Genomic DNA, 15,546 nt, shown 5'->3' with positions numbered 1-15,546 from the left:
GCAGTTCCCGTTAATGAAAATCGCGTGAGGACAGCTTAAGTTCGGCCAAAAGCGCGGATAAGTCAACCAGCTTACCGGCGATAATATGGGTTACCTCACCCTCGCGCTGTAAAATACCGTCGACCTGTAAAATACGCGCGGTTAAAAAGCTTTTTTGCTGCGCCTGCGCTGTGGCCAACCACACCAGCACATTGGCAGTGCCGGTTTCATCTTCCAGCGACATAAAGGTAACTCCGGCGGCCGTGCCCGGCCGTTGGCGTAACGTCACCAGGCCACTCACCCGCACCGGGCTGTTATGCCGCACACGGTGTAGCTCGTCTACCGGCACGCTGCGCGGTAATTTGCCGGCCCGGCGCAGCAACGCCAGCGGATGGGTTGCCAACGTAAGGCCAGTGGCGGCATAGTCCTCCAGCATTTCCTCTACCGGGCCAGGTGGCGCTAAATAGACCGGCGCGGTTTGTGCCACCTGCGTCGCCGGCTCTGTCAGCTCAGAAAGCTGCTGGCCGGATGCAAACAGCGGCAGGCTGTGCTGGTTATCCATCAGTTGCCAACGGCTGTTATAACGATCGCCGCTAATGTTGCTTAGCGCATTGGCACTGGCCAGTGCCTGTAAATCGCTGCGGCTAAGCCCGATTTGCCGCAGTTGCGCTATATCGCGATAACCGCCGGCCGGGCGTAGCTTCAGCAGCAACTGCGCCCCAGCCACAGACAGCCCCTTGATCTGGCGTAACCCCAGCCGTATCGCTTTGCCTTGTTGTTGCAGGCAATAATCCCACTGCGATTGATTAACACAGAGCGGCAACACGTTAACACCGTGGCGCCTGGCATCCTGCAACAGCTGCGCCGGGCTGTAAAACCCCATCGGGTAGCTGTTTAGCAGGGCGGTGCAAAACGCCGCCGGATAATAGTATTTCAGCCAGGCCGACACATAGGCCAGCACAGCAAAACTGGCCGAGTGCGACTCCGGAAAGCCATATTCACCAAAACCGCAAATTTGCTGATAAATACGCTCGGCAAATTCCAGCGCGTAGCCGCGGCTTTGCATGCCGTCAATCAGCTTATGTTTAAACTGCAGCAGCTCGCCGGTTTTCTTCCAACTGGCCATGGCCCGGCGCAACTGATCGGCCTCGCCGCCGCTAAAGCCGGCCGCCACCATCGCCAACTGGATCACCTGCTCCTGAAAAATCGGCACGCCCAGGGTGCGGCTTAGTACGCCTTCAACTTCGATTGATGGGTACTCTACGGCTTCTTCACCATGGCGGCGTTTTAAATAGGGGTGCACCATATCACCCTGAATAGGCCCTGGCCGCACTATGGCAATTTGTACCACCAGGTCGTAGTAACAGGCTGGCCTCAGCCGTGGCAACATGCTCATCTGGGCACGCGACTCTATCTGAAACAGCCCGACAGTATCGGCTTTTTGCATCATCTGGTACACCGCCGCATCATCGCCCTGCGCACTAATGCCGGCAATGCTTAAATCCTGCTGTTCGTGTTGCTTTAGCAGCGCAAAGCACTTGCGGATAGCGGTTAACATACCCAGTGCCAGCACATCCACTTTTAGCAGCTCCAGCGTTTCCAGATCATCTTTATCCCACTGGATCACTGTTCTGTCAGCCATGGCGGCGTTCTCTACCGGCACCAGTTCATACAAGGGCCCTTGTGAGATAACAAAACCGCCGACATGCTGCGATAAATGCCTTGGGGTGCCACGCAACTGCTCTACCAGCGTAATCAGCTGCTGCGTAGTGTCGCTGTTACTGTTAAGCCCCAGCGCCCCCAGTTGCTGCTGCCAGCTTAAGCTCGGGTCGCGGCGCTGAATGTTTTTCACTAAAAAGTCCAGCTGGCTGCCAGGCAACCCCAGCGCCTTGCCAACATCCCGCAGCGCGCTCTTAAAGCGATAGCTTATTACCGTAGCGGCCAGCGCAGCTCGTTCGCGGCCGTATTTTTGATACAGGTACTGGATCACTTCTTCGCGCCGCTCATGCTCAAAGTCGACATCAATATCCGGCGGCTCTTTACGCTCACGCGATAAAAAGCGCTCAAACAGTACCTGAATTTTCTCCGGATCTACGGCGGTAATTTCCAGGCAATAACACACTACAGAGTTGGCCGCCGAGCCCCGGCCCTGGTACAAAATGCCGCGCGCTTTGGCAAACTGTACCAGGTCATAAATGGTGAGAAAAAAGTATGCGTAGTTAAGCTCAGTGATCAGTGCCATTTCTTTATCAATAATGGCCTGCACCCGCTTTGGCACCCCGGCAGGAAAGCGCAGTTTGCTACCCTGCACCACCAGATACGCCAAATAACCGGCCGCCGTTTCGCCTGCCGGCACCAGCTCGCTTGGGTACTGATATTTCAGTTCATCCAGAGAAAACGTGCAGCGCTGTGCGATAGCACAGCTTTGCTGTAGCAGATCAGCGCTGAATAATTTTTCCAGCTTAGCCAGCGGGCGCAGTGCACGCTCGGCATTACTCAATAGCTGCCGGCCCAGCTCTGCTATCGGTTTGCCGGCTTTAATGGCACTGACGCAGTGCTGCAGTGCCAACCGCTCAGGAATATGCATCAGCACAGCACCACAGGCCACGGCCTTTAGCTGATACTGCTGTGCCAGTTGCTGACAATAAGCCGCAAAAGCAGCTTCGTTATGGTTAAGCTGGCGGCGCATAGCAAGCCACAACCGGTCGCTGTGGTATTTTTGCAGCCAGTTGGCCCAGTAGCTATCACTGTCGTTATCGCCGGCGGGCAACCACAGCAACAAGCAATGTTGCAGCGACATCAGATCCCATTCGGTTAAGCAGTATTCGCCCTTGCTGCTGCGCCGCCTGGCATTGGTAATAATACGGCACAGCTCAGTGTAAGCGGCTTTATCCGGGCACAGTAATACCAATTCCAGTTTATCTAACTGAAAATAACTGCCGACAATCAGCTTAATATTCAGCCCTTGCTCGTCAATCTGGCGGTAGGCCCGTACTATACCGGCCACCGAGCACTCGTCGGTCAGCGCCAGAGCGCTATAACCCAGCGCAGCGGCCTGCTGCACCAACTCCTGCGGGCCGGAGGCACCGTGCAGAAAACTAAAATGGCTTTGACAAAACAGTTCAGCGTAACTCATAGGCAACAGCTAACTAAACAAACCATGCACAAACCACTGCTGCTGCGCCGTGCGGTACAGCCAAAGCCATTGGCCTTGTTTGTTGCGGCCGATAAAATAATCACGCTGGGCAGCCAGTTGCCAGCCATCCGGGCACAAGCGCTCCGGGCCCCGGCTTATGTCTATCGCCTCACGCAGCGCCACAGGCTGCGGCAATAAAAACGCCGGCCGCTGCAACAGTGCAACTGCGTCCGGCTGGCTTTGCAACAAGGGTAAAGGCCGGCCACTGGCCTGCTCGGGTAAGTGGCGGTTTTGCAGGCTAAGCCCGCTTACCGCCTCGCGGCCCAGCCTGGCTTGTAACAACGACACCAGTTGTAATGCCGATACATTACCCTGTTGTGGTTGAAATAAATCCTCGCTTTGCGCCTGCTGCGGCGCAAATTGTGTCACTTCCAGTTGCAGGCCATACACCGGCGCCTGCAGGCGGTTAGTTTCCAGCTGCAGCTGACACAGTTTCAGCCAGTTGGCGGCGCGATATTCGCCCTGCGCTGAGCCGATACTGATACATTGCGTATCGCTGTCACGGCAAAATAAACGCAGTGTCAGTTGATGGCACAAGGCATTGTTGCGCTCAAGCTGTTGCTGCAGTTGCTGTAGTAACTTGCTAAGCGGCGCACTGAGTACGGCCATATCGCTGATGTCATACAGCAATTCGAGATAACGGCTAAAGCCGGGTTCGGGCCGGATATAGTCCAGTGCATGGAAAAATTCACCGCGTAAACGGCCGAGATAACTGACTAAACGGTTATCAAAGCGCCGCGCCAGTTCGGCCGATGATAACGCCAGTAAGCGGCCCAAAGTATCAATGCCCAAACGCTGCAGCTGCTGCTGTAAATCCGCTTCCAGCTCAGTAAAGCTAAGCGGGCTGTGTTTTAGCGCAGCGTCTGTCAGGCTGTGATCGGCCGTTAGTTGATTAAATTGCTGCCGTGCCAGGCATTTAGCGGCAAAGGGCGTAGCCGCGGTGGCATAAGCATAACGATACGGCAAGCGTTTAAGCTCTGCCATCAGCGCAGCACGGTAGCCGTCCAGGCCATGATATAGCTGCAGCATATTGCACACCCGCAAATACAAGCCGGCAGGCGGATCCGGCGCAATTTCGCCGCTTACCTGATACAGCTGCTGCGCAACAGACAATAATACCGCTTGCTGTTGCTCACTCTGATAAGGGATCAGCTGCAGGTTGTGGCACAGTGCCGCAGCGGTAGCCAGGCTCATCTGTAGTTGCACCCCTTGCGCGGCCGCTTGTTCATTTAATTGAATAATACTATGCTGCGCATCCACTACCGCCACCGGCAAAGATTGTTGCGTGGCGTCAGTTAAACTATCGCACTGCAACGCCGGAAAATGTAAATACAGATACAGCGCCATCTCAGCCGGCCTTACGCTGTGGCAGCTCAGCTGCATCCTCGGCAAAACACAGCGCCGGCCAGCGGCTTCGCATATCCAGCACAAAAGCCGATCCCGGCCAGCCACCTTTGCGCTTATGTACGCTAAGCTGCAGCCCCTGACGATGTGGTTTAAGTTCCAGGCTTAAATTTACCGGCAAGCTCAACCCTGTTGCCGGCCGGCGCAGTAACACTAAACTGGCCGCGCCCTGCTCTGCCGCCAATTGTAAGCGCCTGGCCTGAGCCAGCTTCAGCCCTGCCTGCCACAGCAATACCGAGGCACAGCAACCGCTTTGCAGGCACTGCTCTGCCGCCCACAACGCCTCTTTGCCGGTTTTGGGCGTAACAATAACTAATTGCGACAGTGTTATACCGGCAGCACAAAGCATATCGGCACAAGGCATGGCCGGTGGCGAGATAAGTACCAGTAAACGGCCGCTGCTGTGCTGCTGTTGCAAATACGGTAGCAACAAGCGCAGCTCACCGATACCCAACTGCGTTTGCAGCTCAATTAAGCCGCTGGCCGGGAAGCCACCGGCCAGTTGTTGATCCAACTCAGGGTAGCCGGAGGGCACCGCCTGATACGCCGCCTGGCAACTGTTGCCCTGCCATAGCAACTGCCGCCGTGCTAACTGCTCTAATAACGCCGACATAATGCACCCTACAAATACTGTATATTGATACAGTATATACTGCGGTAAGCAGGATGCAACCGTGGTTTTAATGCCGGCGTTGCAGCAGGGTTAATACCTCGTAGTGGCTGCTGTGGGCAAACATATCAAACAGCTGCACTTTCAGAAGCTTATAATCTGGCAATAGCACCAGGTCTTGCGCCAGCGTTTGGGCATTACAGCTGGAGTAAATCAACCAGTGCGGCGCTAAGCGTTGTATATCCCGGCACAGTGCCTCCCCCACCCCCCGTCGGGGCGGGTTTACCACCAGTAAATCCGGCGCCAGCTCTGCGGCTTGGGCAAAAGCGGCTGAGTCCAACGCCTGAAACTGCACCCTGGTTAAACCAAGCTCATTGGCAGAGCGCTGTGCGCTGGCGATGGCGGCGGGTGCTATCTCAATCCCGTTTAGCTGTTGTTGCGGCGCTGCCAGATGCAAACCAAAGCCGCCGACGCCACAGAATAAATCCCAGATCTGCTTAAATTCGCCCTGCTGCTGTTGCAGTTGTGCCGCCCACTCTGCTGCCCTGTGGTATAACGCCGCCGCCATCACCGGCTGGGTTTGAAAAAAGCTTTGCGGCGTTAAGTACAGCGGTACCTGGTTTAATTGCTCAGCTAACAAGGTTTGCTCAGTCAGGATAATTTCTTCTTCACCCTCCAGCAGCGCGGCAGGCTTGGGTTGCAGGTTAACCGAACACACTTCCAGCTCTGGCCACTGCGACAATAACCAAGGCAGATGCTTCTGCACAGATGCCAGGCAGTTTTTTGAGCGCAGCACAAAACGCAGCATAAAGCGGCCACTGTGCAAGCTTTGGCTAAGCAGGATAAATTTCAGCTCGCCGCGCCGGGCACTAATATCGTAGGGAGTTAGCTTCGCGCGTTGGATAAAGGCTTTACACAGCGCAAAGGCAGGCATAAACGCCAGCGGATACAACGGGCAGTCAGCTAAGTCGACCGCTTCGCTTTGTGCATTAACAATGCCCAACATTGGCTGCTCAGCCGTACCTGATGCGACCATCTTGGCTTTATAGCGAAAGCCCTGCTCAGCCGATGCTACCGGCTCAAGCAGCTGTGCCGGTTTAAACGCGGCTAACAAGGCTGTTAGTTGTTGCTGCTTTAACGCCAGCTGTTGTGAGTAAGGTTTATCCAGCCAGTGGCAAGACAGGCAGCGTTTCGCTGCAAAATGGTGGCAATGCATAATATCTCCGGGCCAGACCGCGCTATTTTACTGTGTCAGCGCAGTACAACAAGCAAAAATCTGCAGCCATACAGTAAATGAAAACTCACTGTTATTGCCATGTTGCTAAAGAAACCGGCAACCGCTAGTATGCGCACATTTCAATAATGTATTAAGGGATAACATGAAACACGTTTTAAAAGCATGGTCGGTAATTGCTACACTTTGCGCCATGCCGGCACTTGCTGATACCGAACATACCGGCTTTTTTATCGGCGGCGGTGTCAGTAATGTCGATTTGGACATTAAGCATGTCAACGAAAACCTGTCAGCTACCGGCTTTACGCTTTATGGCGGCTATAACTTCAGCAACTGGTTTGGCATTGAAGCCAGCGTCAGCGCCGCCACGGACTTAGGCGATAACAACTCTGATCTCACAGCTGCAGCTTTTACTGTGGGCCCCAAATTGAGTTATATCATCAATGACACTATCACCTTGTTTGCCAAAGCAGGCCTGGCCAGTGTCGCACTTGACGATGACTATTATGATGATGATTGGGATTGGGGTGATGATGCCGACTATAGTGGTTTGGGTTACAGCTTCGGACTGGGCAGCCATTTCGCTGTCACTAAACACCTGAACATCCGCCTGGCATACGAATATATCAATGCTGAGCTGGATGCTGACTCCCGTTACTACAACGATATCGACACTGAATTGTCGGTACTCAGCCTCGGATTACATTATCAGTTCTAAGCCACCATTACTGTGATCAGTTTAACAGTATGGCAATTGCCTGCGTAGACAGACGGCATACTGTTAAACAACAAGAGTCTTACAACTGCCCGACAGTTAGCGGCAACGTCGCCTCAATGCACTGCCACATGCAGCCGTTGCAAGGCTACGCCGCCTAAATCATCCACTACCCGCAACTGAAACTCACCGGCTTCGCCTTGCCAAAATAAGGTTTCACCCGGCGCTACGGCCCCCAGATAGCGGCTGTCAATAAACCAGTGCGCCCGGGTTACCGCACCGTCAAAGCTGGCTTGCAGCGCAATTTTTTGCTGATCAGCCGTTTTACCCAACTGATAAGTTAAGGCCGCTTGGGGTGAGCGGATTTGCGGCGCCTGTTGCGATGACTGCGGCTGAGCCATACAGGCATGTTGATAAGCCGGCGGCGGGGTTAATACGATACCGGACAGCTGATAAGCGCGGGCAATATCCGAAGGCCAAAATTCAAATACTTTCAGCTCAGTTTGCGGCGGCTGATGGCTGCAGGCGCGCAAGCCGGTCGCGCTATACACCGGCACAGCGCGGTGAATATCGGACACTTTAATCGGTGATACGCCGGGAATAAACCAGCCTGGCCGGGTTTGCGGACAATGTTTATTCGGCAACTCGCCGCTGCGGCTGCACAATGCCACCTGTTTCAGGTTCAGCTTACTGCCGGCGGTGAACAAACTTTGCTCCGCTTGTTTATCACGCGGCAACAACGCCAGCAGCTCAAATAACAAGGGCCCGGCGGCGGTGCGCCCCACTAAATTAGGGTTGCTGCTGCCATCAAAATTACCCAGCCATACCGCCAGCACATAATCGCCACTAAGCGCGACAGACCAGGCATCACGAAACGCATAAGAAGTACCGGTTTTCCACGCTACCGGCGCACTGTCTGTCAGCTCGCTCAGCAAACCGGCTTGCGGTTTGGCATGCTGGCGCAGCATATCCAGGGTTAAAAACGCTGCTTCTGCGCTTAATAACGGTTGTGTTGCCGCCGGCGCCGGCACGGCCTGCCACTGCATAGGCTGCCAGTTACCGCCATTGCCCAGCATGGCGTATAACTGCACCAGTTGCTGCATGCTCAGCTCCATGCCGCCCAGCACCAGTGCCAGGCCATAATGCTCAGCCGGATAATTTAACGGTACCTGCGCTTGCTTTAGCCAGTGGTAAAAATCCGGTTTGGTCAGGCTGGCCTGCAGTTGCACCGCCGGTACATTGCGACTGTTAATCAGCGCTTCAGTGGCATTAACCGGGCCGACAAACTGGCGGTCAAAGTTTTCCGGGTTAAAGCTGCCATAACGGCGTGGCAAATCGCTTAACAGGCTTTGCGGATGAATCACGCCCTGTTGCAACGCCAGCGCATAAACAAACGGCTTTAGCGCTGAGCCCGGCGATCGCAGCGCTGTAACCCCATCGACCTGGCCGGCAATGGCGGCATTATAAAAGTCGGCCGAGCCAATCCAGGCCTGCACCTGCATGGTGCTGCGCTTTACCAGCAAGACACTGGCATTGCTAAAGCCTTTATCGGCATTACGCTGCAAATACCCTGTTACCAGTTGCTGCATGCGCTGTTGCAATCCGTGTTGCAAGCTGGTGTAAAAACGCCCGCCGCTGAGGCCCTGTGCCTGCAACTGATTAATAAAATGCGGTGCTGCGTAGGCCAAATCAGCGCGCTGATAAAACGTCAGCGGTAAACTTAAGCGCTGCGCCGCACTTTGCTCAACAGACGGATAATGCTGCAACCACAAGGCAACTAAACGCTGGCGCGCCAGCTCCAGTTGCTGAGCGCCCCGGCTGCTTAACGGGCTGCGTTGGTTCGGGTTTTGCGGAATAACACTAAGCGCTAAGGCTTCGGCCAACGTTAGCCGCTGCGCTTCTTTGCCAAAGTAAATCAGGCTGGCGGCGGCCACGCCTTCAATATTGCCGCCATAGGGCGCGTAATTAAAGTAGGCTTCTAAAATCTCGTCTTTGCTAAAATGCCGCTCCAGATAGAGCGCATACGCCAGCTGCTGCAACTTACCGCTAATGCTACTGGTGTTCAGCCCAAAGCGCAGCCGCGCCAGCTGCATCGTTAAAGTAGACGCGCCCTGGCGCCGGCCACCTTTAACCACGCCCTGCCAGAAGGCCCGACCAACCGCGCTGATATCAACGCCGAAATGGCTATAGAACTGCCGATCTTCATACAACAAAGTGGCTTGCTGCAGCGCCGGGGCAATATCGGCCAGCGGCACCCGCAGCCGGTAGCGCTGATCCGCCGCCAGCCGCAAGCTGAGCAGCTCACCATCGGCAGCAAAATAAGCACTGCTTTGCAGGTAATGACTATACAGCGCCGGCTTTGGTGATAACAGCAGCAGAAGTAGCGGTAGCAGCAATACAACCGCTGCCAATGCCAGCACCCTGCCTACCCGTTTTTTTAACATCCCGTGTTGCACTACAGCCCCTGCAAAGTGTTAATTTACCGCAGCTGCGGTTACCACAAAGCGCCCTGCCGCTGTGCTGGCATATACCGACAAATCATACATTGACTGCGCCGACACCGTGGGCAGTACAAAATCACCGGCCGCGGTTACCTTCACCTGATAGCGCAGCTCGGTCATTTGCGGGCCAAAACCGGCGTAATACACCACGCGATCTTCACGGATATCCACATAGTCGGCACGCCAACCCCCGCTTTGGCGCGCTACTGAGCTGCGCACCACCGCAAAACCGGCCGGCAGTAAATCGACTACCGCCACATTGCTGTGCCAGCCGCTGGTTAAACTGCGCAGGCGCAGGCGTACGGTAAGCTCTTGTCCCTGTTTCGCTGTAGTAACCACTTTGCCTTCGGCATCCAGATAATCGCGTACTACTTCCAACTGCTGTGCTACGGCTTTAGCAGGCGCAGTTTTGGCAAAACCGGCTTCGCTTAGCGCATAAAACAGCTGCTGTTGGCTCTCGATTAATATTTGCTCTGCTGCCGTGGTAAAGGCGGCACGCGGTATGGCGCTTTGGTTATCCGCCGGCGTTAACGCAGTACGTGCGCCCTGGCCATCCAGTTGATAAAACTGCGGCGGTGTGGCGGCCGCTTCGGTTTGCAAACGGCCATAGGCGGATAACGCCAGTACGGTATAGGCCGAGGCGATAGTGTTGTACTGCCCTTTAAACACCGGCTGCAATAACTGTAAAATGCCTTTGCCATCCAGCGCTTTGGCTTGCTCAGCAAAATGGCTGGACAACAAATACACATACTGTGCATCCAGGCTTAGTTGCGACTGAAACGCCGGGTTAGCAAAAGGCGGCAAGGGTGTGGCAATACGCGCCAGATAACCACGTTGCAGCGTTGAGGTTTTACCTAAGCGATAACCGGATAACAAGCCGCGTGCCAACTCCGGCTTTTGCAGCAACTGATAACTGGCGGCAATATAAATAGCGGTAATATCAGCCTGCCAGGCTTGCTTATGTTGTTTCTCCAACCGTTCGTGTAATTCAACCAAATAGTTGGTCGTTACCTCGCCACTGCGGGTCAGCAGGTAAATCGCATTGGCGCGCAGCCGCGCCTGGTACAAATTGGCGCCGCTTTGCCGCGCTACGTTACGCAAATATTCCAACCCCTGGCGGTACAGATAATCCGGCACCGCCAGGCCCTGCTCGCGCGCGGCTAACAGAAAATGCATCACATAAATGCTGGGAAAGTCAGCAGTGCTGTAACCGCCGGGCCAGAAGCTAAAGCCGCCGTCGCTTTGCTGGCGCTCTGCCAGTTTTTGGATCAGCACGGCAAATTTCTCGTTCAGCATCGGCCACTGCGCCTGATACGACGGTTGCTGCACTAAGCCCAGCCACGGGAACACCTGCGACACCACCTGCTCGGTACAGCCATGCGGATACTGCGCGAGATAATCGGTAAAGCTCTCTGCCAGCACCAGCGGGTTAGCCGAGGCTATAACATGCTGCTGCGCAAATTCGGCATACAGCGGATAGCGGGTATTAAGCCTAACCGGGCCTTTATCGGCAAAACCGGCCTGTAGCGTAGTGTGATAATGGCTGGCCGGACGAATGCTCAGGCTGATACTGCGACTGGCCCGCTCAATCAAGTCGCCCTGCTGATAAGTGGCACTAAAGCTCAAGCTGGCCTCGCCCGGTACATCAGCGGCTTTTAAGCGGAAACGTGCACTTTGCTCGCTGTTTTCGCTGATATTAAGCACCTGCTCAGTTTCACCCACTGCGCTGAGGCTATCGGGCAAGCTAAGCTGCACGGTAATGGCGGCATCTTTACCCGAGCCTTTTACGCCATTGGCTACCGATACGCTGATATCAAACTCATCGCCGGGCGCCGCGCTGGTTAACACATCCGGGGTTAATACAAAGGGGCCGCGCACACGTAAATCGCGGCTTACTGCCGACAACGCTTCTTCACTTACCGCTACCGCCATCAGTTTTAAGTTACCGCTAAAGCTGGCCGGCACTGTTACCTGCTGTGTCGCTATGTCAGTACCGGCTTTTACTATACCTAGCCAAAACACGCCCGGCTGATCGGCTCTGCGGGCAAAGGGGTTAAGGTTGCTGTCCAGCATGGCGGCGGCCATAGCGCGACGCGCGCTGTCCCCACCAACCCCGGCCAACTGGCGCTGCAGTGCACTGAATTCCGGCAAAACTAAATCCAGCATCTGCAGGCTGCGCACCTGCAGCGCGCGTTTCTGTAAGTAGTGTGATAACGGGTCCGGTAGCTGATACCCGGCCACCTGCAAAATACCCTGATCCACGCCGTACAACAGTAAGTCGGCCGGCCGGTCGGTTTTATAGCCCAGCGTGAAGGCTTTACCCGGCCGCACTTCTTCCGGTGCCACCAGGCTGATAGCCAGTTCACGTTTGCTGCGGTCAATATTAAACGGCACCACGGCATAACTGAGCGGGCTGACAAAGAGCGCGTCTGAATCACTGCCGCGCACAAAGCTGACGTTAATATAGGCATTGCCCTCAATACCTTCAGGCAGCACTATATGCTGAATGCTGCTGGTGGTGTCGGCAGTGAACCAGCTAAAGGCATGCACTTTGTCGGTTTCAATGCTGATTAAGCCGCTACCGGTATAAGGCGCGGTAATATTCAGCTCAATGCGCTCACCGGCCTTATAATCGGCTTTATCCAGCCGTACGCTAAGGGCGGCGTTTTTCTCCAGCATAGCGCTGATATTGCCGGCGCCTATGACGCTGAATGCTACCTTACCCAGCAATTGTTCGCCTTTTAGCAGCTGCAGTTCAAAATCACCGGCGGTGTCGGTAGGCAACTGATACGCCGTACCCTCTGCGGCTATGCTAAACGGTGCTTCGCTTAGCGTTAGCTGCTGCACTATGCTCTGGTACTGATAAGTGCCGTCGTTTTGTTTTACCAGGCTTGACAGCGGCCGCTTTTCTACCAGTTTCAGCGTTAATTCATCCAGCGCTATCTGCTCTAAGCTGTTGTTAATGGCAATAAATTCCACACTACGGCTTTGCTGTTTTTTCAGATAAGTTAATTCACCATCGCTTTTTATCCCCACCAGCTCGCTCAGCGGTGACAACAGCGCACTGTGCATGCTTTGCACACTCTTACCACCGCCGCCGTCAAAGCCTTCGGTGGTTAGCAGCAGCCGGTAAGTACCGCCGCTGTATTGCTCAAGCGGCAAGTTAAAGCTGGCTTTGCCGTCGGCATCGGTTTGCTGTTCGTCCAGGCTCTGGCGCACGCTGGCACTGCTAAGCTGCTCGTCCTGCGGCGCAATAAAGCGGTAATCCTTATACTGCGCAAAGCTGAAACCGGCCGGGATCAACTCAAATTTGGCGGTAACGCGCCGTTGCTGCGCCGGGGTGCCAAACAGGTTATCTAATTGCACCTGCGCGACTAAATTTTGCGGTGATAACCAGCCTTTACCCTGCTGGTTAAAGCGGCTGCTTATTTTCAGTGTGTCCGGCTGAAACTCTTCTACGGCAAAACTCACCGAGCCCAAATGCCGCGCCGTATTGCCCTTGCTGTCCAGCAGGCTGATATTGGCATGGTAGTTACCGGTGTCGCTGTGCGCTTGGGTGTCCAGGCTAAAGCTGTGCATGCCCAGACCGGTTAAACGAAAGTTTTGCTGCCAGAACACACTGCCGCGCGGCCCCTGCACCTGAATTTTTAACGGCAGCTTTTGCTCTGCCAGCGATAAATCGTTATGGCGGATAATGGCTGCCAGTTGCACCTGCTCACCCGGCCGGTAAATACCGCGATCGCTGAACATATAGGCGCTTAATGCTTTGCTGCTTTGCTCGTCCTGATAACGGCCGCTGGTATTAAATTTGGAGTAATCCAGCTGGCGGCTGTATCTGTCATACGGAATAAAGCTGCTATCGGTTACGCCATCGCGGCTGCGGCTAACCAGATACACCACCGGCTGGCGCTCACGCACCAGGCCGTTGGTTTTGCCCAGCTTAACGCTGCCTTGTGCATCGGTAGTACCGCTTTGCACCGCTACGCCGTTTTTCCCCAGCAGCTCTACTTTAGCGCCGGCCACCGGTTTGCCGTCGACCACCGACATGACAAACACCTGTTGCGTGGTATCGGCGTTATGTTTTACCAGTAAGCCTAAATCGGTAACCAGAATAACCCGCTTATCCAACTGCCGGCCTTCGCGTTTCGGCCGCGCCGGATCAAATTCGCTTAGCTGGATAAAAAACACCCCCATACCGGCTTGCGCCAGATACGGCTGTAACTCCAGCGCCAGGTAATTGGCCTGTTTGGCATGGCTGTTGGCCAGGCTGAAGGTTTTCTCGTACAGGCTGGCGATATTACTTTCATCAAAGTTGTAGTTAAAAAAGTACGGCTGGCTGATATCGCCACCGGTTTGACTGATAAAGTGATTCAGCTGCTGTGGTAACAGTTTATGCAGCTTCACCCGTACGCCTTTTACGCCACGGCTAAGCAGTTGTAACTTTTGCTCGCCGCTTAGCGTTAGCATGGCGCCTTCACCCACTATGCGTGCCTCGACCGGATACTCCGGTGCCTGCACCACAGCACGATACTCATTGGCCAGGGTAAACTCGCTGGCCGACTGTAAGCCTTTGGGCACACTGACAAATAAACTTTGCCCGGGCGGTACATCCAGCTTAATGCTAAAGGCGTTGTCATGCTGCTGTGGCGTTGGCATCAGTGTAAAACTGTGCAGGTTAGCCTGTTGCAATACACTGCTGTTTACTTCGCCGGGCGCCCAATAGTTTGAATTACGCCGCGGGTGCTTGGGCAGCAGATAAATTTTCAGCTTATTTTGCAGCTCAGTACGGCTAATGCGATCGGTAAAGCTTAACAACAACATCTGCTCCGGCTCTTGCTCAAGCTGTTGCTCAGAGCCGCGGATAATGTCAGTGCGCAGCTCCTCTACCTTTAAAAAGCTGCTTTTATCAGGCACCAGCAATTGTTGCGAGCTGTCACGGCCGGTTTTACCGTTGCCTTGCAGTGCTTTTACCCCGGCTTTTAACAGCAGGGTTAAATATTGCTCACGCTCAGGTAAGGTAAGCGCAGCCGATTGCAGATACAGCTCGCGGCCGCTTTTATCGGCGCTAAGGCTAAACTCCAGCGCGTTACCTTTGCTGCTGATATCGCCGCCATCCGGCCGCATGGTCAGAGATAACTGCGCTTTTACGCTGTCGATATCCACCGGATGGCTGAAATTTAACGTGGCCACTATCTGCCGTGTGGTTTGTTCGGTAGGGTGCTGATAAAACCGCAGCCGGTTAATCGCTGCCGTTAACGGCACAGTGTCAAAGCTGTATTGCTGCTCTGCCAATAATGTATCCGCGGCAAAAATGCGTTTATCCAGGGTCACATTAAAGCGGCTGCCGGCAGGCCAGGCTTGCTGTGGCATAAAGGTCAGCGTGTTGTCATCCTGCCACCGCCACTCACCGGCAATGGCCGGGCTAATGCTGACGCCCTCTGTTAACACCTCACCGATTAAATCCAGCCGCGCCGCCGACAAGGGCGGTAGCGCAAACTCCGGCTGCGCAGCCTGCCGCTGTGCCTGGTTGCTCATGTCATAGCTAAACTGCAAACGCAGCAAGGTAGGCTGCTCAACATTATCCTGATAATGCCCCAACTGCGGACTCTGTAACGTCGCTTTTACCTTAAGCGGTTTGGGTAACTGCTGGTAATAGTAATAACCGCCGGCGGCCGCGCCAATAAGGGCCAGCACCAGTGCCAGCCCGCCCCAAAAACCGGCCGGGCGCTGTTTGGCACTCTGCCGCAGTTGTTGCGCCCAACCGGGAGCCGTCCAATTTACCGAGCCGAAAATTTTACTGAAAAATGACGCAGAGGCAGGCATAACCAATCCTTGTTAACGGGGTGTCGTGGTTCGGGTGTGTGCGCCGAGTATAGGCCGCGAAAATTAATCACTGATGAACTATAG

Annotated in this window: 7 protein-coding genes; 1 reads left to right on the top strand and 6 read right to left on the bottom strand. The window is 54.7% G+C overall.

What is annotated here, in order from left to right; genetic code table 11:
• Positions 1 to 10 precede the first annotated feature (10 nt).
• The 4 genes from ACTZWV_RS06840 to rlmC form a co-directional block, all read right to left on the bottom strand.
• Positions 11 to 3,115 (bottom strand): error-prone DNA polymerase, encoded by a 3,105-nt coding sequence (locus tag ACTZWV_RS06840; RefSeq protein ID WP_444785830.1) that lies wholly within the window; start codon positions 3,113 to 3,115, stop codon positions 11 to 13.
• 9 nt (positions 3,116 to 3,124) lie between these two features.
• Complete coding sequence (locus tag ACTZWV_RS06835; protein ID WP_444785829.1) at positions 3,125 to 4,522, bottom strand: Y-family DNA polymerase; 1,398 nt, start codon at positions 4,520 to 4,522, stop codon at positions 3,125 to 3,127.
• A gap of 1 nt (position 4,523) precedes the next feature.
• Positions 4,524 to 5,192 carry a translesion DNA synthesis-associated protein ImuA gene (gene imuA, locus ACTZWV_RS06830; protein WP_444785828.1) on the bottom strand — a complete coding sequence of 223 codons (669 nt, stop codon included), beginning with the start codon at positions 5,190 to 5,192 and terminating at the stop codon, positions 4,524 to 4,526.
• A gap of 67 nt (positions 5,193 to 5,259) precedes the next feature.
• Entirely contained in the window at positions 5,260 to 6,405 is a 1,146-nt protein-coding gene (rlmC, locus tag ACTZWV_RS06825) for a 23S rRNA (uracil(747)-C(5))-methyltransferase RlmC (RefSeq protein ID WP_444785827.1), read from the bottom strand.
• 163 nt (positions 6,406 to 6,568) lie between these two features.
• Between rlmC and ACTZWV_RS06820 the strand changes: the two genes are divergently transcribed.
• On the top strand, positions 6,569 to 7,141 hold the full coding sequence (locus ACTZWV_RS06820; RefSeq protein ID WP_444785826.1) for a porin family protein: 573 nt from the start codon (positions 6,569 to 6,571) through the stop codon (positions 7,139 to 7,141).
• A gap of 113 nt (positions 7,142 to 7,254) precedes the next feature.
• On the opposite strand, the gene pbpC is transcribed toward ACTZWV_RS06820, so the two are convergent.
• Positions 7,255 to 9,594, bottom strand: a complete 2,340-nt coding sequence (gene pbpC / locus ACTZWV_RS06815; RefSeq protein WP_444785825.1) for a penicillin-binding protein 1C — start codon at positions 9,592 to 9,594, stop codon at positions 7,255 to 7,257.
• Between the two features lie 18 nt (positions 9,595 to 9,612).
• Positions 9,613 to 15,462, bottom strand: coding sequence for an alpha-2-macroglobulin (locus ACTZWV_RS06810; RefSeq protein ID WP_444785824.1), 5,850 nt, complete (start codon positions 15,460 to 15,462; stop codon positions 9,613 to 9,615).
• Positions 15,463 to 15,546 lie beyond the last annotated feature (84 nt).

The organism is Rheinheimera sp. NSM (assembly GCF_052380015.1).
In the GTDB taxonomy this organism is placed as follows: domain Bacteria; phylum Pseudomonadota; class Gammaproteobacteria; order Enterobacterales; family Alteromonadaceae; genus Alishewanella.
This window is presented reverse-complemented; position numbering and strand designations above follow the sequence as displayed.

Coding starts and splice junctions, on each gene's coding strand:
- ACTZWV_RS06840 (WP_444785830.1), bottom strand. CDS start 3,115: ATGAGTTACGCTGAACTGTTTTGTCAAAGCCATTTTAGTTTTCTGCAC.
- ACTZWV_RS06835 (WP_444785829.1), bottom strand. CDS start 4,522: ATGGCGCTGTATCTGTATTTACATTTTCCGGCGTTGCAGTGCGATAGT.
- imuA (WP_444785828.1), bottom strand. CDS start 5,192: ATGTCGGCGTTATTAGAGCAGTTAGCACGGCGGCAGTTGCTATGGCAG.
- rlmC (WP_444785827.1), bottom strand. CDS start 6,405: ATGCATTGCCACCATTTTGCAGCGAAACGCTGCCTGTCTTGCCACTGG.
- ACTZWV_RS06820 (WP_444785826.1), top strand. CDS start 6,569: ATGAAACACGTTTTAAAAGCATGGTCGGTAATTGCTACACTTTGCGCC.
- ACTZWV_RS06810 (WP_444785824.1), bottom strand. CDS start 15,462: ATGCCTGCCTCTGCGTCATTTTTCAGTAAAATTTTCGGCTCGGTAAAT.